The 23843-nt window shown below is 28.0% G+C and carries 23 protein-coding genes; 20 read left to right on the forward strand and 3 right to left on the reverse strand.

Translation table 11 applies throughout. From position 1 onward, the window contains the following. Positions 1-2 precede the first annotated feature (2 nt). From DR024_RS06580 to DR024_RS06615, 8 genes are all read left to right on the forward strand, one after another. Positions 3-1838: an ABC transporter ATP-binding protein gene (locus tag DR024_RS06580; RefSeq protein WP_049179294.1), complete on the forward strand. Its 1836-nt coding sequence runs from the start codon at positions 3-5 to the stop codon at positions 1836-1838. 226 nt (positions 1839-2064) lie between these two features. Next, positions 2065-3051 (forward strand): choloylglycine hydrolase, encoded by a 987-nt coding sequence (gene bsh / locus DR024_RS06585; RefSeq protein WP_049179295.1) that lies wholly within the window; start codon positions 2065-2067, stop codon positions 3049-3051. A 119-nt stretch (positions 3052-3170) separates the two neighbouring features. Then, complete coding sequence (locus tag DR024_RS06590; protein ID WP_049179296.1) at positions 3171-3899, forward strand: MurR/RpiR family transcriptional regulator; 729 nt, start codon at positions 3171-3173, stop codon at positions 3897-3899. A gap of 187 nt (positions 3900-4086) precedes the next feature. Then, entirely contained in the window at positions 4087-5508 is a 1422-nt protein-coding gene (gene gtfA / locus DR024_RS06595) for a sucrose phosphorylase (RefSeq protein WP_099328982.1), read from the forward strand. Between the two features lie 17 nt (positions 5509-5525). Next, on the forward strand, positions 5526-6830 hold the full coding sequence (locus DR024_RS06600) for a PTS sugar transporter subunit IIC (protein ID WP_049179298.1): 1305 nt from the start codon (positions 5526-5528) through the stop codon (positions 6828-6830). Positions 6831-6841: 11 nt separating this feature from the next. Then, the gene (locus tag DR024_RS06605; protein WP_049179299.1) at positions 6842-8254 is read left to right on the forward strand and encodes a glycoside hydrolase family 1 protein; all 1413 of its coding nucleotides are present in this window, start codon (positions 6842-6844) and stop codon (positions 8252-8254) included. A gap of 115 nt (positions 8255-8369) precedes the next feature. Beyond that, positions 8370-9326, forward strand: coding sequence for a carbohydrate kinase family protein (locus tag DR024_RS06610; RefSeq protein WP_049179300.1), 957 nt, complete (start codon positions 8370-8372; stop codon positions 9324-9326). A gap of 82 nt (positions 9327-9408) precedes the next feature. Next, the gene (locus DR024_RS06615) at positions 9409-9939 is read left to right on the forward strand and encodes a 2'-5' RNA ligase family protein (RefSeq protein ID WP_027098721.1); all 531 of its coding nucleotides are present in this window, start codon (positions 9409-9411) and stop codon (positions 9937-9939) included. Between the two features lie 41 nt (positions 9940-9980). Here DR024_RS06615 and DR024_RS06620 read toward each other — a convergent pair whose 3' ends face one another. Then, positions 9981-10658 carry a Crp/Fnr family transcriptional regulator gene (locus DR024_RS06620; RefSeq protein WP_027098720.1) on the reverse strand — a complete coding sequence of 226 codons (678 nt, stop codon included), beginning with the start codon at positions 10656-10658 and terminating at the stop codon, positions 9981-9983. 116 nt (positions 10659-10774) lie between these two features. Here DR024_RS06620 and DR024_RS06625 point away from each other — a divergent pair, with 116 nt between their 5' ends. The 3 genes from DR024_RS06625 (at position 10775) to DR024_RS06635 (ending at position 13600) form a co-directional block, all read left to right on the forward strand. After that, the gene (locus tag DR024_RS06625) at positions 10775-11959 is read left to right on the forward strand and encodes an MFS transporter (RefSeq protein ID WP_111918368.1); all 1185 of its coding nucleotides are present in this window, start codon (positions 10775-10777) and stop codon (positions 11957-11959) included. 129 nt (positions 11960-12088) lie between these two features. Next, positions 12089-12805: a YczE/YyaS/YitT family protein gene (locus DR024_RS06630; protein ID WP_027098718.1), complete on the forward strand. Its 717-nt coding sequence runs from the start codon at positions 12089-12091 to the stop codon at positions 12803-12805. Between the two features lie 81 nt (positions 12806-12886). Next, positions 12887-13600, forward strand: coding sequence for a DUF434 domain-containing protein (locus tag DR024_RS06635; protein WP_111918370.1), 714 nt, complete (start codon positions 12887-12889; stop codon positions 13598-13600). 34 nt (positions 13601-13634) lie between these two features. Here the strand turns inward: DR024_RS06635 and DR024_RS06640 are convergent, their stop codons facing one another. Further along, positions 13635-14375, reverse strand: a complete 741-nt coding sequence (locus DR024_RS06640; RefSeq protein WP_049179302.1) for a 3'-5' exonuclease — start codon at positions 14373-14375, stop codon at positions 13635-13637. 128 nt (positions 14376-14503) lie between these two features. Between DR024_RS06640 and trhA the strand changes: the two genes are divergently transcribed. The 8 genes from trhA (at position 14504) to DR024_RS06685 (ending at position 22676) form a co-directional block, all read left to right on the forward strand. Next, positions 14504-15184, forward strand: coding sequence for a PAQR family membrane homeostasis protein TrhA (trhA, locus tag DR024_RS06645; RefSeq protein ID WP_051195991.1), 681 nt, complete (start codon positions 14504-14506; stop codon positions 15182-15184). Positions 15185-15287: 103 nt separating this feature from the next. After that, a complete protein-coding gene (locus DR024_RS06650; protein WP_049179304.1) occupies positions 15288-16775 on the forward strand; it encodes an aryl-sulfate sulfotransferase in 1488 nt (495 codons plus the stop codon). Between the two features lie 12 nt (positions 16776-16787). Then, positions 16788-17708: an ABC transporter substrate-binding protein gene (locus DR024_RS06655; RefSeq protein WP_027098713.1), complete on the forward strand. Its 921-nt coding sequence runs from the start codon at positions 16788-16790 to the stop codon at positions 17706-17708. After that, positions 17708-18427, forward strand: a complete 720-nt coding sequence (locus tag DR024_RS06660) for an ABC transporter ATP-binding protein (protein ID WP_049179306.1) — start codon at positions 17708-17710, stop codon at positions 18425-18427. Before DR024_RS06655 ends, DR024_RS06660 begins: the two co-directional genes overlap by 1 nt. Then, entirely contained in the window at positions 18414-19160 is a 747-nt protein-coding gene (locus DR024_RS06665; protein ID WP_027098711.1) for an ABC transporter permease, read from the forward strand. Before DR024_RS06660 ends, DR024_RS06665 begins: the two co-directional genes overlap by 14 nt. Positions 19161-19252: 92 nt before the next feature. Further along, a complete protein-coding gene (locus tag DR024_RS06670; protein ID WP_111918372.1) occupies positions 19253-20158 on the forward strand; it encodes a helix-turn-helix transcriptional regulator in 906 nt (301 codons plus the stop codon). A 72-nt stretch (positions 20159-20230) separates the two neighbouring features. Continuing rightward, on the forward strand, positions 20231-20842 hold the full coding sequence (locus DR024_RS06675) for a GyrI-like domain-containing protein (protein ID WP_034866524.1): 612 nt from the start codon (positions 20231-20233) through the stop codon (positions 20840-20842). A 1225-nt stretch (positions 20843-22067) separates the two neighbouring features. Continuing rightward, entirely contained in the window at positions 22068-22676 is a 609-nt protein-coding gene (locus tag DR024_RS06685; RefSeq protein WP_027098707.1) for a hypothetical protein, read from the forward strand. 56 nt (positions 22677-22732) lie between these two features. Here the strand turns inward: DR024_RS06685 and DR024_RS06690 are convergent, their stop codons facing one another. Then, a complete protein-coding gene (locus tag DR024_RS06690) occupies positions 22733-22969 on the reverse strand; it encodes a hypothetical protein (protein WP_027098706.1) in 237 nt (78 codons plus the stop codon). 144 nt (positions 22970-23113) lie between these two features. Here DR024_RS06690 and DR024_RS06695 point away from each other — a divergent pair, with 144 nt between their 5' ends. Continuing rightward, positions 23114-23719 (forward strand): hypothetical protein, encoded by a 606-nt coding sequence (locus DR024_RS06695; RefSeq protein ID WP_055183993.1) that lies wholly within the window; start codon positions 23114-23116, stop codon positions 23717-23719. Positions 23720-23843 lie beyond the last annotated feature (124 nt).

The raw sequence follows: 23843 nt of genomic DNA on the forward strand, positions 1-23843 counted from the left end.
TTATGAAGAAGGATAAAAAGAAAGAAACAGTAGTTTTTAGTGAGGATATTCCTAAAAATACAAAGAAAACTATTAGAAGATTAATGGAAACATTAAAAACTCAAAATAAGAAGTTAATAATTGTAGGTGTATTAGCACTACTTAGCAGTATATTTTATGCAGTTATTCCACTTATGGTTGGGGTAGCTATAAATAATCTAGTAAATGCAATTAATAGCTTTGATAAATCTGTAAGTGTTTTATCAATGGTGGCGCAGGCACTAGCTATGCCAGTTTTAATGCTGGTACTAATATCTATTGTTAATAGTTTTCTTACTTATATCCAGCAATATATAATATCTAGTGTTGGAGAGAATTTAACTTTATCATTACGTAAAGATATTAGTAAGAAAATAAATAAGCTTCCATTGAAATATTTTGACTCACATAAAAAAGGGGATGTTATGAGTAGAGTAACAACTGACCTTGAAAAAGTATCCCTAGTAATGCAGGTCGGTTTTATGCAGTTTATATCTTCTTGTTTTACAATTATCTTTACAATTATCTCAATGCTTATATTAAATTTAAAGTTATCCTTATTAATTTTTATATTCATTGGAATTAGTGCTATTGCAACAAATTATGTATCAAGTTTAAGTCAACGTTATTATGCATATAATTTTGATGCTATGGGTGAATTAAGTGGAAAAATTGAAGAAGTGTACTCTGGAAATCCTATTGTAAAAATATTTAATCAACAAGAGAATGTAATTCAAGAAGTGACTGAGCTTAATAAAAAGCAGTTTGAAGCTAATAGAAAGGCTCAGTTTATAGATTTTGCTATATATCCAACTATTCGTCTTTTAAATCAATTAGGATTTATAGCAACAGCTATTGTAGGCGGAATAATGACACTTAATGGACAGATTTCATTAGGTGGAATTCAAGCGTTTTTACAATACGTAAATCAAGTATCTGAGCCTGTAACTCAAGCTTCTTATGTTATTATGTCTCTACAATCTGCTATTGCTGGGGCTGAGAGAGTTTTTGAGTTATTAGATGAAGAAGAAGAGGTTGCAGATAATAAGTTAAATGAATTCTCATTTGATAAGAATCTTATATCTAAGGGAAAGGTAGATTTCAAAAATGTAAAGTTTGGATATACAGATGAGAAAACTTTAATTAAGAATTTAAATCTTGAAGTAAAACCAAATGAAATGGTAGCTATTGTTGGGCCAACAGGTGGAGGAAAAACTACATTAATTAACTTGATAATGCGTTTTTATGAATTAAATGGAGGAGCTATATCAATTGATGGAGTTAATATTAATGAGATTCCTAGAAATATATTGCGTAGACAAATTGGGATGGTTCTTCAAGATACATGGCTATTTGAAGGGACAATAGCTGAAAATATTGCTTATGGTAAGATGGATGCTACTCGTGAAGAAATAATAGCTGCTGCAAAAGCTGCTTGCTGTGACCATTTTATTCGTACACTAGAGCATGGATATGATACAGTAATATCTAGTGAAACATCTAATGTTTCTCAAGGACAAATGCAGCTCTTAACTATTGCTCGTGCTATGTTAACAAATCCTACAGTTATGATATTAGATGAAGCTACATCAAGTGTAGATACAAGGACAGAAGTAGAAATTCAAAAGGCTTTATCAAGACTTATGAAGGATAAAACGAGTTTTGTCATAGCACATAGATTGTCAACTATTCAAAATGCAGATATGATTTTGGTTGTTAAAGATGGAGATATTATAGAAAGAGGAACTCATCAAAGTCTTCTAGAACAAAATGGTTTCTATGCATCTCTTTATTACAGTCAATTTGAAGTGGCAAATTAGATGATTTAATAAAATTTATAGGTAGAAATGTATGAAAAAGAACTAGATTACAAATATATAATCTAGTTCTTCTAAGTTTTAATTTAGTATTCTTTTAATTATGTTATTCAGCTATTTGAGGAACAAAAAAATAATCCTATAAGCTAGTAATTATGTGGATTAGTATAATATTATCTAAATTAGGTTAATGTAATTTTAATAAAAGCTTTATTAGGAGGCATTAAAAATGTGTACAGCATTAACTTTAAAAACAAAAGATGGATATAGTTTATTTGGAAGAAATATGGATTTATCATACTCTTTTAATCAAGCAGTTACATTAGTACCTAGAAATTATGAATATAGAGATAGAGTTACTGGAAATATGAAAAAAACTAAATATGCAATATTAGGTATGGCAAGTGTTATAGGAGATTATCCAGCATTTGCAGATGCATTTAATGAGAAAGGGCTAGGATGTGCAGGCCTTAATTTTCCTGGATATTCTTACATAGAAGAAAAGACAGTTCCAGGAAAAAATAATTTAGCTCCATACGATTTGATTATATGGATACTATCAAATTTTGAAACTGTAGATGAGGTTTTTAGAGAATTGAGAAATGTAGAATTAGTTGCAGTTCCAATTGATGAAAAAACGCCACTTCCAACTCTTCATTGGATTGTTGCAGATAAAAGTGGAAAATCTATAGTTATAGAAAAGACAAAAGAAGGTTTAAAAGCTTATGAAAATCCAATTGGAGTTATGACTAATTCCCCAACATTTGATTGGCATTTGACTAATTTGAATGAGTATATGAAAACTACTCCAATTCAACCAGAACCTATAAAGTGGGGAGATAAAGAATTAAAACCATTAGGAGTAGGTCTTGGAAGCAATGGATTACCAGGAGGCTTTTCAGGAGTAGATAGATTTGTAAGAATAGCATATTTAAAATCAACTTTTTCAGAAGCAGAAGATTTAATGACTGGGATAAGTCAATTTTTTCATATGTTAAATAATGTAGCAATGCCAAAGGGTGCTGTTATAAGTGATAATTTAGATGATATAACCTTATATACTTCATGTATGTGCCAACAAAAAGGTATATATTATTATACAACATATAACAATAATGGAATAAGTGCTATAGATATGAATAAAGAAGATTTAGATGCTGGGGAAATTAAGAGATTTGAGTATTTAGATAAATTACATATTACGTATCAAAATTAAAGTTCATTTATTTTATTGTTCTAAATAATTGATATAAGAAATAACTAGCCTTTTATATTACCATAACTCTTTTAATTTAAAATATTTTATATTATCATAAATATTAAGGAGATGGTTGTATGTTTAGTTATGAAGTAATTCAAAGCTTAAATGACCTAGAGCTTTCTGTATATAACTATATAGTAGAAAATTCACATAAAATAATAAAGATGAAAATAAAAGATGTTGCTAATGAGGCCCATGTATCAACTACAACTATTTTGAGGTTTTGTAAAAAACTTGGATGTGATGGTTATTCAGAATTTAAGGTTAAGTTTAAGCTATATTTAGATAAGAAGGTTGAAAATGGTCAAAAAGATGATTTGGATGAAATCGTAGACAGCCTGAAAAAATACAAAAATAAGGAGTTTCAGGATAAGTTACATAATATAGTAGATGTTATAAGAGAGTCTAAAGGGATAATTTGGATTGGATTGGGCAATTCGGGGGCTTTGGGAAAGTATGGAGCTAGGTACTTTTCAGGAGCAGGAAAATTTAGTTTAGCAATTGATGATCCATATTTTCAAATAGAAGGAAATGTATTTGAGGGATGTTCTGTTATTGTTTTATCTGTGTCAGGCGAAATAGATCAAACTATTAGATTAGTCAATACTTTAAAATCTTTAAATTGTAATATAATTAGTATCACAAATAGAGAAAATTGTACTTTAGCTAAAATATCAAACCATAATATTTCATATTATGTACCGTATACTAAACATAATATGAATGATATGACAACTCAAATTCCTGTTATGTATATAATAGAAACATTAGCAAGAAGACTATTTAGTGAAAAATTAAGTTAATATAAAAGACCTACAAGAAAAATGTCAAGTGTTTGTAGGTCTTTTTTTGTGTAAAAAAATATATTTTTTACTTTGTAATAAAATTCTTTGAAACCAATTACATTTTTTATGGTCCTAATCTTACTGACAAATTAAGTTTTACCATTATATAATGACATTGTGAAATTTATACAGGAGAGGAGAAGCTATGAAAAAGGTAGAGAATAAAATAATGCTAATTACATATTCTGATTCTCTAGGAAAGAATCTTTCAGAATTAAAAGAGATTTTAGATAAGCATATTAAAGATGCTATCGGCGGAATTCATATACTACCTTTCTTTCCTTCATCAGGGGATAGAGGATTTGCTCCAATGACTTATAAAAAAGTAGATCCAGCCTTTGGAACATGGAAAGATATAGAGGAGTTAAGCAAAAAATATTTTCTAATGTATGACTATATGATTAATCATATTTCAGCGCAAAGTGAATATTATCAAGATTTTCTAGGCAAAAAAGATGAATCAGAATATAAGGACTTATTTATAAGATATAAGAATTTTTTTGAGAATGGTGGTCCTTCTGAAGAACAAGTAGATATGATTTATAAAAGAAAGCCAAGAGCACCATATGTAATGGCAAATTTCAAAGATGGTACAGAAGAAAAAGTATGGTGTACCTTTGATGAAGAACAAATTGATATCCATTGTGATTCGCAAAAAGGAAAAGAATTTGCTAAAGAAAACCTTGAGTTTTTAGCGAAGAATGGAGCTGCAATGATAAGGTTAGATGCCTTTGCATATGCGACTAAAAAAATAGATACAAACTGTTTCTTTGTCGAACCGGAGGTATGGAACTTACTAAAGGAGTGCGATGAAATATTAAAGCAATATGATGTAAAGCTTTTACCAGAAATTCATGAACATTACTCAATGCAATTAAAGATTGCAGAAAAAGGATATTATGTTTATGATTTTGCCCTACCAATGCTTTTATTAAATGCATTATATTATGGAAATGGTACTTATTTAAAGAACTGGCTTGATATATGTCCTAAAAATCAATTTACAACATTAGATACTCATGATGGTATAGGAGTAGTTGATGTAAAGGACTTAATGCCAGATGAAGAGATAATGAGAACTAAGGAGGATGTATTTAAGTTTGGAGCAAATGTAAAGAAGATATATAATACTTCTGCTTATAATAATTTAGATATATACCAGCTTAATTGCACATATTATTCGGCATTAGGTGATAATGATAAGGCTTATCTTTTAGCAAGAGCAATTCAATTTTTTGCACCGGGGATACCTCAAGTTTATTATGTTGGTATGCTTGCAGGTAAAAATGATCTAGAGCTTTTAGAAGAAACAAAAGTAGGTAGAAATATTAATCGTCACTACTATACTAAGGAAGAAGTAGCTGAAGAAGTTAATAGAAATGTAGTTGGCGATTTGTTAGAGCTTATGAGATTTAGAAACACTCATAAAGCGTTTAATTTAGATGGTGATATAAACGTAGATTTAGATGGAGAAAGTATCATTACAATAACAAGAAAATATGAAGAAAATTATGCTACATTAAAAGCTAATTTAAAAACATATGATTTTAAAATTATACATTCATGATAAAAGGAGAGAATAACATGAAAGAAAAAATAAATAATTTTATGAATGATACAATAATACCAAATATACTTAAGTTCGTTAATCTTAAAGGGATTGTAGCTTTAAAGGATGGAATATTATTTACATTACCATTATTAATGATAGGGTCTATATTTCTATTAATAGCTAATTTTCCATATCAACCATTTACAGATTTTATTAATAGCCATGGTTGGGCAGATCCATTAGCACAAATTAATGGTGCTACATTTAATATAATAGCATTAATAGCTGTTGTTGGTGTTGCATATTCTTATGTTAAGAATGAAGGATATGAGGCTTTATCAGCAGGGGTTATTGCATTTGCAGTTTTTCTAATTGTAACTAATTCATATGCTGTAAATGGAGATGGTGCAAAGGTTACTAATGTAATATCAAAGGATTGGACTAATGGACAAGGTATGATAACAGCTATAATCATTGGTTTAGTAGTTGGTGCTGTTTATTCTTGGTTTATGAAAAAAGGTATAAAGATAAAGATGCCTGAAGGAGTTCCAAGTGGTGTTGCTAACTCATTTGCGTCATTAATTCCAGGAGCTGTTTTAATTACAGGTGCAATGTTTGTTTATGTATTCTTTAAATTTGTGTTAGATACAACAATGGTAGAATTTATATATAAAATAATTCAAACACCATTACAAGGTATGACTGACTCAATAGGTGGAGTAATAGTGTATTGTTTAATTGCTACTATTTTATGGTGGTTCGGTGTTCATGGAGGAACTATAGTTACAGGAATTATGTTACCAATATTACTTTCAAATATTTCTGCAAACCAAGCAATTATAGATGGTGGTAATGCATTAACTATTGCTAATGGAGCTCATATTGTTACAGATCAATTTACATCTGCTTACATAAATCTTACAGGTACAGGTATTACTCTAGGTCTTGTATTATATATGGCATTCTTTGCAAAGTCAACACAATGTAAACAACTAGGTAAATTATCATTAGTACCAGGTTTATTCAATATAAATGAGCCAGTTATTTTTGGTACTCCAATAGTAATGAATCCATTCCTACTAGTACCATTCGTATTAACTCCAACTGTTGTAGGTATACTTTTATATTGTGCAGTTAGCTTTGGTTTAGTTCCACCATTTAGTGGTGTTGTTGTTCCTTGGACATGCCCTCCAATTATATCAGGATTCTTACTTGGTGGATGGAAAATGGCAGTAGCTCAAGTTGTAATATTATGTATCTCATTTGGAATCTACTTCCCATTCATAAGAAAAGTAGATTTAATGAATTTAGAAAACGAAAAATTAGCTAATAGATAGGGAGTAATTATATGTACTATAGTAAGACGAAAAACTTCCCAGAAAACTTCTTGTGGGGTGCTTCAACATCTGCTTATCAAGTAGAGGGAGCATATAATGAAGATGGAAAGGGATTATCAGTTCAAGATACAAAAGATGTTGTACCAGGTACTACAGACTTTAAAGTAGCAAGTGATCATTATCATAGATATAAGGAAGATATTAAGCTTTTTGCAGAAATGGGATTTAAGGCATATAGATTTTCTATAGCTTGGACTAGAATCATACCAGATGGTGATGGAGAAGTAAATCCATTAGGAGTTAAGCATTATAGTGATCTTATAGATGAATGTTTAAAATATAATATAGAACCAATAGTAACAATGTATCATTTTGATTTACCGGATGCTCTAGATAAAATTGGTGGATGGGGTAATAAGAGAACAATAGCTGCTTTTTGTAAATATGCAAAAGTTCTATTTGAAAACTATGGAAATAAGGTTAAGTATTGGCTTACTATAAATGAACAAAATATGATGGTTCTTCATGGCGCTGCTATAGGAACTGTTAAAGGAAAGGTAAGCGATGTTCAAAAGGAGTTATATCAACAAAATCACTATATGTTACTTGCGCAAGCAAAAGTAATGAAAATGTGTCATGATATGTGTCCTAATGGAAAGATTGGTCCTGCACCCAATATTAGTGAGGTATATCCATTAACATCAAGACCAGAAGATTTTCTTGCAGCTCAGAACTTAAATGCTATTAGAAATTGGCTTTACTTAGATATAGCTGTTTATGGTAAATATAATCCTCTTGCATGGAGCTACATGGAAGAGAAGGGGATTATACCTGAAATTGAAGAGGGAGACTTTGAAATATTTAAAGCTGCTAAACCAGACTTCATAGCTTTTAATTACTATAATACTTCTACTGTTTCTGAAAGTTTAATTACAGATGAAAAAGTAGGTCCTGATGATGGTGATCAACAAATTGAATTAGGAGAAAGAGGAGTTTATAAAGCTGAATATAATCCTAATTTAAGAAGAACTCCATTTAACTGGGAAATTGACCCTGTTGGATTTAGAGCAACATTAAGAAGTGTATACGAAAGATATCATTTACCTGTAATAATTACAGAGAATGGTTTGGGTGAATATGATGATCTTAATGATGATGAAACTGTAAATGATGATTATAGAATAGATTATTTAAGAGAACAAATTGAGCAAGCTAAACTTGCAATTACAGATGGTGTTGAATTATTTGGATTTTGTCCTTGGTCGGCATTGGATTTAGTAAGTACACATTCTGGCTTTAAAAAGCGTTATGGATTCATATATATAGATAGAGATGAATTTGATTTAAAAGATTTAAAGCGTATAAGAAAAAAGAGTTTCTATTGGTATAAAGATGTTATAAATAGTAATGGTGAAATACTATAGAATTATAAGAGTGTAGAGAGTAGCTTACATTAGTAGATTAATAATCTGCTGATGTAAGCTTATTTTAGAGCTTAATAAAATTAATTGCAAATTTAGAAACTAAGGAGAATTAGTTATGGGAAATAGAGTTTTTTGCATAGGTGAATTATTAATAGATATGATTTGTGTTGATAACAAAGGACTAAAGGATGGAGAAAAGTTTGAAAAAAAAGCTGGCGGGGCACCTGCTAATGTTGCTGCAAGTATTAGCAAATTAGGTGGAAAGTCATATTTTTTAGGTCAAGTAGGTAATGATTTCTTTGGAACATACTTAGTTGAAATGTTAAAAAGTTTAAATATAAACACAGATATGACAGTGAAAGATGGAAATACTACTTTAGCTTTAGTTGGAATTGATGTTAGTGGAGAACGTAATTTTGATTTTATTAGAGGAAGTGATGGAGATTATTCGTTTGATAAAATTGATACATCTAAAATAACATCTTCAGATATAATTCATTTTGGATCAGCGACAGGTTTTTTAGATGGAGAATTAAAGAAAACATATTTCAGTTTATTAAAATATGCTAAAGAGAACGGTATATATATATCATTTGATCCTAACTATAGAGATACATTAATAAAAGATTATATGTTAGACCAATTTGTAAGTGAGTGTATTGAGTTTTTGAAGGTATGCAATTTTGCGAAGTTAAGTGATGAAGAATTAACATTAATAACTAAAGAAAAAGATTTAGATATTGGAGTTAAGAAGTTGCATGAATTAGGAGTTAAGGTTGTTACTATAACAATAGGTTCTAAGGGAACATATTTAAGTGTTCAAGGAGAAAATAGTATAATTCCATCAATAAATATCAAACAAGTAGATTCAACAGGTGCTGGAGATGCGTTCGTTGGAGCTGTATTAAAGAAAGTGGCTGAAATAAAAGATAAAAAGAGTATTACAGTTGAAGAATGGAAGAATATAATTAGTTTTGCTAATAAAGTTGGAGCAATAACTTGTACTAATTATGGTGCGATACCGTCAATTCCAACATTAGATGAAATAGAAGTATATTTTGATGGAGTTTAAAGTTTATTATTAGATTTTTGTTAATCTATTTTATATAATCATCTTAGAGTTATTTATAAATATAAATTTAGTGGAGGAAAATATGTATTTAGTATCTTTATATTTTGATGATAAAGCAGCAGTAAGAATAGAAAGCTTTATAAATAAAGTATCAGAGAAAAGTGGCAATACTTTTATGACTGATAATAATGTTCCACCACATATAACTATTGCATCATTCCAAACTAATGAGGAAGAAAAAGTTATAAAAATATTAGATGAAAGAATTAGAGAGATTAACAGAGGAATAATAACTTGGGCATCAATAGGAATATTTAAATCATCTGTTATATTTTTGGCACCAATTTTAAATGAATATTTGCATAATCTATCAGTTAATATATATGAAGGTATATCTCTTATAGAAAATATATCTATTAGTAAATATTATCTGCCATTTCAGTGGATGCCACATACAACTATTGCAAAAAAGTTAGCTAAGGAAGAGTTGATCTTAGCATTTGAAGAGTTAGAAAAGAATTTTAATATTTTTAGTGGAGAAATAACTAAAATCGCATTATCTAAGACAAATCCTTATGAAGACATTATTGTATGGAATTTAGATAATAAGTAATACGTATAAAAAAACTGTACTTGTTTTAGTACAGTTTTTTGTTATGAAAAAGCAAATAATCTAAGTTTCTTTTCGTTTATCACTTCTACCTTTTTATATCCAAGGGATACTAGTCCTTCTTTTTCAAACTTATTTAAAAACTTAGTTACAGTTACTCTACAGCTACCAATAAGTTGAGCAATTTCCTCATGGGAATAATCAATAATATATGTAGAGTCATTTTGATTTTTCTTAAAATATACCCCAAGGCGTAATAGTAGTTGAGCAAGCTTTTTATCAGAACTTAAAAATGCCATACTATTAACCTGAATGGATAAATTTTGTATGGATAGGGACATAAGATGGAACATTTGAATCATTAATTCAGGATATTTAGTAAGATAGGGATACAGCTCATTTAAATTTATTGAAATTAATTCAACATCTGTAGCAGCACTAACAGAGGTTAATCTAGAGCCATAACAAAAATATGAAGACTCACCTAACAGCTTTCCCTGTCTTAATATTTCAATTGTAAGTTCAGTTCCTTGATCTGATATTAAAAATATTCTAACGCGACCAGATTTTATTAAGTAAAAATTATCAGCTCTATCGTCTTGAAAATATATAATCTCATCTTTTTTGTATCTTTGTATTGTACCTGCGCTTTCAAAGACTTCATAAAATTCAGGTGTAATATCTATTGAAGAGCCAGGAAGAAATTTATAGCTTGTACCCATTGTAATCACCATTAATATAAAAAATTTATTTATTAAATTGTAGTATAGACTACAATCTATTTTCAAGTATGTTATTAAAATAAATAATGTTAAAAATAAAGAATGGAGATATAGCGGTGGAAATGAAGGAAAGATTATGGACAAGAAATTTTATTTTAGCTTTAGTTATTACAATAGGAGTGAATCTTGCATGTAACTTGTTATTATCTACAATCTCAATTTATGCAAAGCAAATTACTAGTACTGATGCATATGCAGGTGTTATGACTGGGGCATTTACTTTAGCGGCATTATTTATAAGAATAGTAGCGGGAAAAATGTTAGATAAGATTGGTAGAAGAAAAGTATTGATGTTTGGTGTTGGAATTACAGTATTATCAACTGTTGCATATTTACTTACAAATAATATTTATATAATTATTTTTTTAAGAGTGATGCAAGGAGTTGGTTTTGGTATATCGTCAACAGCAATTGCTACAATTGTAACAGATGTTACTCCAGAGTCTAGAATGCTTGAAGGTATTGGTTATTCAGGAGTAGGAATAACTATTACAACAGCAATTGGACCATCTATCGCCTTAGCCTTAGTTGGGGAGAATTATGATAAATTTAATGTATTATTTATAGTAACAGCAGCTGTAGCTTTATTTACTATTTTACTTTCGTTTAAATTATCTTATAAAGAAGTTGTTTCTAAGAAAGAAGAAGGAACTTGTGATGGTGAAGGAATTTCTATTAGTAAAATAATTATTCCATCAATAGTATTATTTATAGCAGCAGTTGCAGAAAGTACAATTTTAGCCTTTGCTGCATTATATGGAATTGAGCTTGGCTTTAGCAATATTGGATTATTTTTCACTATTAATGCTATGGGGATACTTGCATCAAGATTATTTATAAATCAAATAGTTAATAAACTAGGAACTAATGTTGTAGTATCTAGTGGGGTACTTATATTTGCAGCTTCTATATTTGGAATTGCTGTAACTAAAACTTATATAATGTTAATAATCATGGGATTTTTATGTGGTGTTATGGTTGGTTCATTGTTACCTATAGTTAACCTTTTAATTTTAGACTCTGCAAGTAAAAGTAGTAGAGGTATGGCAAATGCTATATATTATGCATTAATAGATGGGGGATACGGTATAGGTTCTATAATGTGGGGGCAAGTTGTTGTAGCTTGTGGATATAGATGGATTTATGCATATTCATCCATTTCTCTAGTTGTGGCATTTTTAATATTTGTAACAAGTATAGTTAAGAGTAAAAGAAAAAGTAGCGAAGCTTTAGGGTGTTGATAAAATTTTGACAAAGTTGCAAGCTTAATATAGAATATTTGATAGAATTTAAAATATTACAAAAAAGATATTAAAATGGGAAAGTTGTAGCACGAAATTCAGCAAAAAATAAAGCAAAGGGTGAAAAAATTGAATAAAGCAATTAATTTAACCAAAAGACTAATATTATTTTTTATAGGAATGAGCATTATACAGTTAGGAGTAGCATTATTTCTTAAAACAAATATTGGTTCAGACCCATTTACAGTTTTTACTCAAGGCTTAGCAACTATTTTAAATAGGACAAGCTTAAAGGAACTTTCAATAGTACAGTTAATAGCTGGAAAGACTGAGGTGACTCCAGGAGTTGCTAATATGATAATATTAATAGTTTTATTTACTATTATAATTTTAGTAGATAGAAAGAAAATAAAAATAGGTACTTTAATATGTGTTGTTGGAGTTGGTCCTATAATAGATTTTGGGGTAAGGATAGTTTCTTACTTTCCAGTAGAATCCTATAATTACTTAATAAGGGCTCTATTAGTATTGTTAGGATGTCTTATTATTGCAGTAGGATTTTCAATAATGTCTGAAAGCGATCTAGGAGTAGCACCAAATGATATTGTTCCCTTTATTATTCAAGATAAAACTAAAATAGAATATAGGTGGATAAGAATTATTTTTGATGGAGTATTCCTTTTATTGGGGTTTGTTTTAGGTGGAAAAGTAGGAATAGGGACTATAATTTCAATGTTAAGTACAGGACCTTTTATACAATTCTGTTTACCTTATGGAAGTAAGTTAGTTAAATTCATATTAAATACAAAGAATCATTTAGATAATGAAACAGTTATTGCTGATTAAAAGAAAATAGAATATTTATATGTATTTTTATAGTATTTAGCCTAATAATATTAATAAATAAAATATTTAAGGAAATTTATTATGAGTAAAATAACAAGACGAGGCTATGTACCTACAGATGAGAAAGAATTTAAAAATCAAAACTTATATAAGTTATATAAAGCATCAGATGATTTATTGTATTTATTAAATAGAGGATACAAGATTAAGGGAGCTTCAACTTTCGTAGGCAATCATTATCTTTTATCTGAAAGACAAAGGCTTGCATTAGTAAGAGGAATATCTAAATATGATGATGTTATAAAAAGAAAAGCTAAGGAAATTACTAACCTTTCAAATATAGAAGTGGTACATATAGATGGATTTAATACAATAATAACATTAGAAGTTGCTTTATCTAATTCTTTAATTATTAAGTCTATGGATGAATCTATAAGGGATTTAGCAGGACTTAGAGGGACTTATTCAGTTATAGATAAAACTGAGGTTGCAATTAAGTTAATAGGTGAATTTTTATTAGAACATAAAATTAAAAAAGCTATATTTTATTTAGATAGGCCAGTTTCCAATTCTGGTAGGTTAAAAATGAAGATTCTAGAGATGTTTGAAGGTTTAGAACTTCAAATAGAAGTAGAGAATATTGATAATGTAGATAGTGTTTTGAAATCAAAGGAAAATGTAGTATCTAGTGATGCAATAATTCTTGATAATTGCATTAGTTGGGTTAATTTAAATAGAAATATTATAGAAGAAAAGCTATCAAATGAAAATTGTATAGACTTTAGTAAAAAATAGTAGCTTTCACATAATAGGTGAGGCTACTATCTTTTTATTCATTTAAAGGTTTAAGAAATTGATTAGTTTTACCCATATTGTAAGCTAATTTTATCATGCTTATTTCTTCAGAAGTTAGTTTTCTATTATACATTTTTTCAATTTGTATAATTAGACCATCATAATCAATTATTTTTTTAGGCTCCGATTTTATTCTAATAGTGTTATGAGAATAAGTTTTTGCTTCTATTGAATCATTATATAATTTTTTGAAAATCTCAGTTGTATAATAGGCATCATTAAAAGCATCATGAAGTTCATCACTTATAGAGATGTTTAAAAAATCCAGAGCATTTTTTAGTCCAATCCTTTTTCCACTTGGAAGTTTAAAATATTTACTTGCATAGTCTTGAATATCTATATAAAGTTTAGGAAGATTTTCAATTGGAAGCTCAAAGTAAAGAATGTTTTTATACAATTCCTTTAGGTCTACAGTTCCCCAAATAATAAATGTAATATCTTCTTTTCCTATAAAATTCATAAAGTCATAATAAACCTCTATAAAGTTCTGAGAAGTAGAAACCATTTTATCAGTAATCTTTGTTAATTCTTGAATGTAAGGAAGAATATATTTATAAACAGTAGGTTTAATTAATTTATTAAATGTTGAAATAGTTTTAAAGTTTTCATCAAGTTTTAAAGCTCCAATTTGTATTATTTCAAAGGGTAATTGAAGAACTTTATCTTCTTTATTACAACTTTGATTAAACTCCAAATCAAATATAATATATTTCAAATCTACCACCTCGCTTAAGAATAGTATACACAAATTTAAAGGGATAAGTAATTTTTAAGTATTTTATAAAGCTATAGGTATTATAATTATAGGTAGGTATATGCATTAAGTAAAGGAGTAATGTCATTATGAAAAGGAAAGTTAATAATAAGGAAGAAAGAAAGCAAGAACTTCAAAAACTAAATGAACCACCAGTTTTGACTATTCTAGAGGAAGTAGGAAATGCTATAACACATGGTGTTGGAGCAGTATTAGCATTAGTTGGTTTCATATTGCTATTACTAAAATCAGATACTGGGATGAAGGTAATGGCATCTTGTTTTTATGGAATTAGTTTATTTATTTTAATGTTGATGAGTTGTTTATATCATTCATTTAAAAGTGGCTCTAAGGTAAAACGAATATGGAGAAGGTTTGATTATGCATCTATTTATCTTCTTATTGGTGGTACTTTTGCTCCACTATATCTAGTTTATTGGGGGAATACCTTAGGAATTGTACTTTTCTGTATACAATGGTCATTAATTGTTTTTGGAATTATAATGCTTGCTATCTTTGGTCCAGGAAAGTGGAAATGGATACATTTTACTTTATACTTCACTATAGGATGGAGTGGTCTTATAATGTTACCTGACTTCTTCCATAATAATATACCATTATTATTTATGATTTTAATTGGTGGAATTGTTTATACAGTTGGAATGGTTCCATTTGCAAGAGATAAAAAGTATGATCATTTTATTTGGCACTTTTTTGTGTTAATAGGGGCACTATTGCATTGGTTTGGAATTTATTTATTTGTATATTAATATAAAATGGCATATCTATCTAATTATGATAGTATGCTTTTTTTTAATATATTTTGATGATATAATATTATGCGCTAATAGTTAGATTATAGGAGGTGAATATATGGAAGAATTACTAAAAAAACAAAATGAAATAATAAAAGGTATAGAGTCTAGATATGCAGAAGAAAATTATACAGAATCTAATCCACTTATAGTATTGAATCCATTTGACACTTGTCCATTATCAGCTTTAATGAAATTTCAAACTGAAGAAGAATGCTCAGTAACTATATTTATTGAAGAAGATATTGAGAAAGAGTTTAAAGAATTGAAAAAGGATCATGAAATACCTATATTAGGTTTAATTGAGGATAAGGATAATTGTATAAGATTTATATGTAATTATGAGGGGAATAGAAAAGAAGAGTTTGTGTATTACATAAAAACTTCAAAGTTACCTGAAGGATATCCTAATATAGAGTTAATTACATGTGATGAAAGTAATATGTATGATGGTATGATGGCTATGTCTTTAGGAAGAGCAGAAGGTGTAAGAACTGTAGAGCATTTATATTCTATCATAGATAATAAAGCACAAGTGAGATGGCTTTATACTGGAGTATCTTGTCACGTGTTTATGAAGCTAAAGAATGGGAATTTAATAGTAGATGCGCCAATATCAAGTGGTATTTGTGGAGCCTATACTGCAGCTGGTTTTATAGAGATTGATATGCTTGGAAGAATTATAAATTTCTTTCCTATAAAATATGGATTACATCATGATGTAATTGAATTACCAAATGGAAACTTCTTAGCTATTACTCAAAGAGAAAATACTAAACAAGATTTATTGGTAGAGATAGATAGAAATACTAAAGAAGTAATAAATGAATGGGATTTTAGAAAGATATTAGATTTTAATAGAGAAACTGTTATTGATAAAATATCTGTAAATCATCTATTGGATTGGTTACATCTAAATTCATTAGTATATGATGAAGAAAGTAATTCTATAATTGCGTCATCAAGAAATCAAAGTACTGTAGTTAAATTTGATAAAGATACATCTGAAATAAAGTGGATATTAGCTCCTCATTATGGATGGAATGATGAACTTAAAAAATATTTACTTAAACCAATAGGGAATGATTTTGAGTGGAGCTATGCTCAACATACACCTTCATTAACTAAAGATGGGAATCTTGTTATATTTGATAACGGAAATTTTAGGAGTTATGAATTAGAAAAGGCAGTTTTAGCACATAATAACTATAGTCGTGCAGTTGAATATGAAATTGATGAAGAGAATATGACTGTTAATCAAGTGTGGCAATATGGTAAGGAAAGAGGAAATGAGCTATATTGTGCATATTTAGGAGCTGTAAGAATTCTTGAAAATAATAATAGATTAATATGCTTTGGGGGGATAACTAAGGATATATTCGGTAACCCAATAGATGATATGAAAAGTAATAGAATGAAAAATCAAATTACTATAGTAGAAATATCAAAGGGCAAAGTGGTTTTTGAAGTTAAATTAAGAGATACTGATATAACTAAGCCAATAGGTTATAAATGTTATAGAGCAGAAAAAATAAATTTATATTAAAGGAGAAACGTTATGAAGAAGATTAGAAAAAGCTTGTTATTAGTAGCAATGTCATTAGTTATGATCATTTCATTAATAGGGTGTACTTCTAATAAAGGAACACAAGATGAAAACACTACAATTAGATTAGGAGTAATGTCTGCAGCTGATTCAGCACCAATTTTATTAGCACAGGAAAAAGGATACTTTGAAGAAGAAGGGGTAAATCTAGAACTAGAAATTTTTACAAATGGAGCTACAAAGCAAAGTTCAATTCAAGCTGGAGAGCTTGATGCTGCAATGCTTAGTATGATTCAATTTTTAAATAATGTTAAAGGTGGATTACAAGCTAAGATAACTACAACTACTGATGGAATGTTCCCAATTGTATTATCAAAGAACTTCCAAGAAAAGAAGGATGTTAAAGTTGGATTAATGGAAGTTAGTGTAATAAACTTCTTAGCTGATCAATATTTAACTGATTACAATGTAGAAAAAGTATTCATTAATGAAATGCCTTTAAGAATGCAAGCATTAATGGAAAACAAGATAGATATGGCAGTTTTACCAGAACCACTAGCTTCAAATGCTCAACTTAAAGGATTAGAGAAGAGAGTATATGGTAAACCTGATGACTATACTCCAAATGGAATAATCTTTACAGATGAGTTTATAAAGAATAACCCTAACACTGTTAAGGGATTCCATAAAGCTTATAACAGAGCTGTTGAAGATATAATAAATAATCCAGAAGAAGCTAAGGATATATTAGTTTCAAAGTTAGAGTTAAATTCAAAGGTAAAAGATTTAATGGTATTACCAACATATCACAAAACAAGAGTTCCTGATGAAAGCTACTTAAAGGAAATCGAAGATTGGACTGAAAAACTACAAGGAAATGAATTAAACTTAGAATATAAAGATGTAGTAACGAAGGATTTTGTATCTAAATAATGTTAGAAGTAAAAGATCTATATGTTAGTTATGGGGAAAGAGAGATATTGAAGAACATCTCTTTTTCCTTATATAAAGGGGAAACACTTTCAATAATAGGTCCATCAGGATGTGGGAAAAGTACATTGTTATTATCTCTTGCAAATCAAAAGGAAATAAAAACGGGAAATATTTCAAATGAATTTAAGGATACTAATCTCATATTACAAAGCAATGGTCTTTTTCCTTGGAAGACTGTAAAGGAGAATATAAAGTTAGGTCTTATAGTAAAGGGTTCATCAAAAGAAGATATGGAAAAATACATAGATAAAATAGCTTTAGATTTAAACATAAAACATGTTTTAGATAAATATCCTGCTGAAATAAGTGGAGGAGAAAAGCAGAGAACGGCTTTGGCCAGGGCGTTAGTTTTAAATTCAGATCTTTTATTAATGGATGAGCCTTCATCAGCTTTAGATTCAATAAACAAAGAAAATTTTCAAAATATACTATGTAAAATACAAGAACAATATAATATGTCATACATCATAGTTACTCATAATATAGAAGAGGCTGTGGTGTTAGGTAAAAAGATAGCTGTTGTCATAGATGGTGAGATAAAGAAGGTTATAGATAATGAATTTTATGGACAAGGGAATATAAGAAAAAGTTATAAGTTTTTTGATAAGTGTAATGAAATAAGAGATGTTTTAGAGGGATTTAGCAATGAAAAAGTTTAATAATGTGTACAAATATATTTATGCAATAACAGTAGTATTTATATTTTGGTATCTGCTTCACATTATATTAAATTCTTTTGTAATTCCTAATCCAATAGACGTTATATCAAGGCTTTTTAAAGTAGGATATGGTATTATTTCAACTCACCTTATAGCAAGTCTTTTAAGATTACTTATAGCATTATTAATTACAACTATACTAGGATATTCTATAGGAATACTAATTGGGGTTAATGATAAACTGGATAATTTAATAAGCCCTATAGTATATTTGTTTTTTCCAGTTCCAAGAATAGCATTTTTACCAGTATTTATGATCTTATTTGGTCTTGGAAATACTTCTAAAATAGTATTAATTGTAGCAATAGCAATATTTCAAATAATAATATCAGTTAGAGACGGAGCAAAGGAAATACCTAATGAGCTTATATTATCTGCTAAGTCTTTGAAGCTTTCAAAATCTCAAATGATGAAGCATATTTATATTCCAGCAACCTTACCCAGATTATTTACAGCTATGAGAATAGCTTTAGGTTCAAGCATGGCAGCACTATTTTTTGCAGAAAATTATGCCACAAAGTATGGGATAGGATATTATATTATGAATTCTTGGATTAAGGTTGATTATGAAGGAATGTATTGTGGAATAATTATAATAAGCCTTTTAGGTATAGTTATGTTTAAGGTAATAGATATTTTACAAAGTAGAATTTGTAAGTGGCAAATTAAGTAGTTATAAATAGCACAACTATTTTTATGAAAGTAGTTGTGCTTTAATATTTGTTATATAATATTTATATAGTTTTATAGGGGATAGTGGGAGTTATGAAGATAGATAGATTAATTTCTATAATAATGATTTTAAATAATAAGGAACGAGTTACAGCCAAGGAGCTAAGTGAGAAATTTGATGTTTCTATAAAAACAATTCAAAGAGATATCGAAACTATAGAGATGGCAGGTATACCAATAGTTTCTTATAAAGGTCATGAAGGTGGCTATGAAATAATAGAAGGTTATAGAGTAAATAAAGCTTCTATGACAAAAAATGAAGTGGCTTTATTAAAGAATTTATTAGATGGAATAAATGAAACTTATAGAAATAAAGATGTTTTATCATTAATTAATAAGCTTGAAGTTATAGATAGTAATTCAACTGAAGGTAATAGATTTATTATAGATTTTTCTAGGTGGGGAAATAGTAGTGAATTAACAGATAAAATAAATATTATAGATAATGCTATAAGCCAAAATAGGTGCATTGGATTTAAATATAACAATAGTAATGGCGAAAGTAGTAATAGAAAAATAGAGCCATACAAAATAATTTTTAAGGCTCTTAATTGGTATGTTTATGGGTATTGTACCTTAAAGGGTGATATGAGAGTATTTAAATTAAAAAGAGTTAAGAATTTGGAAATGTTAGAAGAGAAATTTGAATTTAAAGATATAGATATAGGTAATTTATTTAAAGAGTCAGAGTTAGAAACAATAGATGTTATTTTAAGAGTGGCTAAAGAAATAAAAGTAATATTAGAAGACAGCTTACCAACTTATGAAACAATTGAGGAAGGAAATAGTTTTGTTATTATAAAAACAAGTTTGCCATATAACAATTGGGTTGATAGTATGATTTTAGGATTTGGGGACAAAGTAGAGGTTTTAGAACCAAAGTTTCTAAGGGAAAAGATTATAGGAAAAATAAAAGGTATATATGAAATATATAAGTAATAAGACACAGAGATGTCTTATTACTTTTTCTATACTAAAGGTGAAATAATAATTATAAGGAGTGAATTAATTATGGCTACAAAAGTAGATTTAAAAAAGATAAAAAAAGAGTTGTTTAATGTGAAAGTGGGGCAATTTAAGAAGGTGTATTGTGATAAATCATATTATATTGCATTAGATGGAGAAGGAGATCCCAATAATAATGAAGATTATAGTAATAAAGTAGGGGCTTTATATAAGTTAGCTTATGGAGTTAAAATGGTTTATAAAAAAGAAGAAAAAGATTTTGTTGTTATGCCTTTAAATGGTTTATGGTGGTCTGATAACTATGATGATTTTATAGATAATTATAAAGAAGGCTGGAAATGGACTATGATGATTGAGCTTCCAGACTTTGTGAAGCAAGAGAATATAGAAAAGAAAAAGGAAGAGTTATTAAAAGATGAGTTGGGTAAATATATAAAAGAAATAAGGTATATGGAATATACTGAAGGAGATGCCTATGAGACATTATATGTTGGACCATATAGTGAAGAGGGAGAGGTAGTAAAAATGCTTCATAATACTATAAAGGAGAATGGATATAAGTTATCCGGAAAGCACAATGAAATATATTTAAGTGATCCAAGAAAAACAGAACCTTCAAAATTGAAAACAATAATAAGGCAACCTTTTTCTAAATAAATTAATAGCTAAGTAAAAATTTCTATATTTCAATAAATTTATATATTTGTTTTTTATAGATTTGGAGGGGTAAGTGTATTTGGCAAGCATTGACTATTGTCGGACTGGCCGACCATAGTCATCTTGTTTAGGAAAGTTTCCTAAGACCTTTTTAAATAAAATTAATAGGTATAGTGTATTAATTTTTGTTATTTATCGTTAAATTTTATTATATAAGATTAATAAAGTAAAGTATTTTAAATAGATAAATTATAATGTTCATTATAATTCGTTATAAGTAATTATTTATCATTAAAAATACTAAACTAAATTCTTTAATTTTATAAAATTTCATGCCTTACAAATGTCATAAAACCGTTAGGATCTTTGACTTCGCAAAAATTCCATTTAACGAAATAGTTTAACAATTAAAAAAGTGAAAATACCTCTTTTATTTAGAACTGCTATAAAGCAAATATTTAAGAAGTATTTAAGTTAAGTATAACATATCATTGAATAGTGAATAGAATATCCCTCCAAGTAGAGGAAAAGCAGTTAAGGAAAGAATTAAGTAAGTTTTATTAAGATCAAAAGTGAAATAAGAAAGAATTCCACAAAGTAATGTTAATATAAATCCTTTCATAAATTTTTTGAAAGAAATTTTTTCTTTTAATTTTTTTAGAATCATAAAAATCACCTCAATAAATATTATAATTTCACATATTTTTATTATAATATTTAGTTTTAATTTTCACTAAAGATACTTTTAACGAAGTTGTTAGGGGATAATATAATATTAATTACGCTTTTGTTAAAAGCAGGATGTAAGACAAATATAAAGAATACTACATAGATTATAACAGAGACTATATATTCTACTTCTACTAAAAGAAACTAAATAAAATTAAGGTGGAGATTAAAAAAATTATAAGTGCTACAGAGCAGATCAGAAATAATTTTTTTAAAAAAAGAATATGAGGATATTAGATGTATTGAATTAACTTATTTAGAATTATGTGTGTATTTAACTCTAACTTATAGAAATATATAATAAAAAAGTATATATAAATTTAGCAATAACACCTATTTTAGTAATAATTTTAAGTTACTTATTATTTGTAAGTGAATAATAGAAAATATATAAAAAGTTAAAAAATATCCATATATACAAAAGAATGAAATAATTGTATTATTATGTATTTTGAGTTGAAATAATCATAAAATTTATTTTTGTAGGAGGTATTTTATGAAATTAAAAAAAATTATTTGTGTTCTAATGAGTGCATTAATATTAAATACTTGTACAATTCCTACAGTAACTCATGCAACAGAAGTTTATAATAATGAGGAAAATGTAGAAGTATTAGATGATGCTAAAGTAGAAGAGGTTGCAGAGATGATTAGATTTTTAGTTCAGGATGCATCAATCTATACAGAAGAAGGAGATTGGAAAAACTATAATTTTGAATTAATTAGAGAAGTTTATGGGAATGATCCATTATTAGATGATTTGGAATCAGCATTAGCACTTAGTGAATATCTAACATCTAAAAATTCTAGTAATATAGAAGAAAGAACGTTAGTAATTGATAGTACATGTGTATTTAATTATTTAACAAGTAAATGGGGAGAAGCTACACTAGATTCAGTTGCATCTAGTAGTCTCATCGCTTTTTTAAAGCAACAATCTTTTAAAGAAGCAGCTAAACTTTTAGTGAAAAATCTTCCTTATACATCAGTAGGAGTTATAGCAGTAGACTTAGCTCGTGCTACAAATAAATGTGGAACTAAGACTACTGAAAAACCTAATTACTGTTCTACTAATCCAATGCATTCACAAGGTGGATGTCATTAAAAAGTAAATAAAAAAAGCCATTAAAACTTGGTTTTAATGGCTTTTTTTATTTACTTTTATTTTGAAGATTCAATAAATTTATCTCTAAGCTTTAAATATAAATAGTATAAGAAAATAAATATAACTGCTAGCTTAATATATCTAATCAGAAAAAATATTATATCAGGATAAAAATTTTTAAATTTTAAATCATCAGGTAAATTTAGCCACTTATTAGTTAAGTCATTAAATACTTTTGATAATATTGTTAATATAATGATGATAGCAGGTTTTATTTTTGTTTTTATTTTCATTTCTCCCCCTTCATACAAAAACATTTTTATCTATTTAATATATAAATTACCATAAATGTCCATCAAAAATAAAGACTATTGTTTGAAAAAAATCCTAATATGGTAAAATATTCAATTATAGAATGTATTATAGGAGGCTTATTTATGAAAAAAGTTATTTGTATGCTAATTAGTGTATTATTATTAAATACTTTTGCCATTTCTACAGTAGTTCATGCAACAGAAGCTTCAAATAATACTGAAAGTGTAAGTGAGGTTGATGAGGCAAAAGTAAAGGAAGTTGAGGAAATACTTAGATTTTTGATTGAGGATGCAGGAATTTATGATGAAGAAGGATATCTAGTTAGCTATGACTTTGATTTAATAAGAGAAGTTTATGGAAATGATCCTTTATTAGATGAGTTAGAAGCTACAGTAGCATTAAATGAGTATTTATCTGGAAAAAATTCTTCTAATAGAATAGAAGACAGAGGTTTTATTCTCGATAGGACATGTGTATTTAATGAATTAACGTCTAAATGGGGAGAAGGGGTTAAAAAAGCTTTTGTTACAGGTGGAGTTATGGCTTTATTACAAAAAGCATCTTTTAATGAAGCGGCTAAAATTATTGCAAGCAAACTTCCATTTGCTACAGCTATTCCAGTAGCGTATGATTTATTAGTTGTTGCTAATACATGTGGAACTAGAGTGCCTTTGGAACCAAATTATTGTTTAACTAATCCAATGCACTCACAAGGTGGATGTCATTAGAAAATAAATATAATATAAGAAAGGAGTATCCTTCTGGAATACTCTTTTCTTATATTATAAAACTAATTATTCTTTGATTTTTTTCTTATTTTTAATATTATAGTATTTAAAATAAAATATATTA

Origin of the sequence: Clostridium paraputrificum (genome assembly GCF_900447045.1) — a bacterium.
GTDB classification, from domain to species: domain Bacteria; phylum Bacillota; class Clostridia; order Clostridiales; family Clostridiaceae; genus Clostridium; species Clostridium paraputrificum.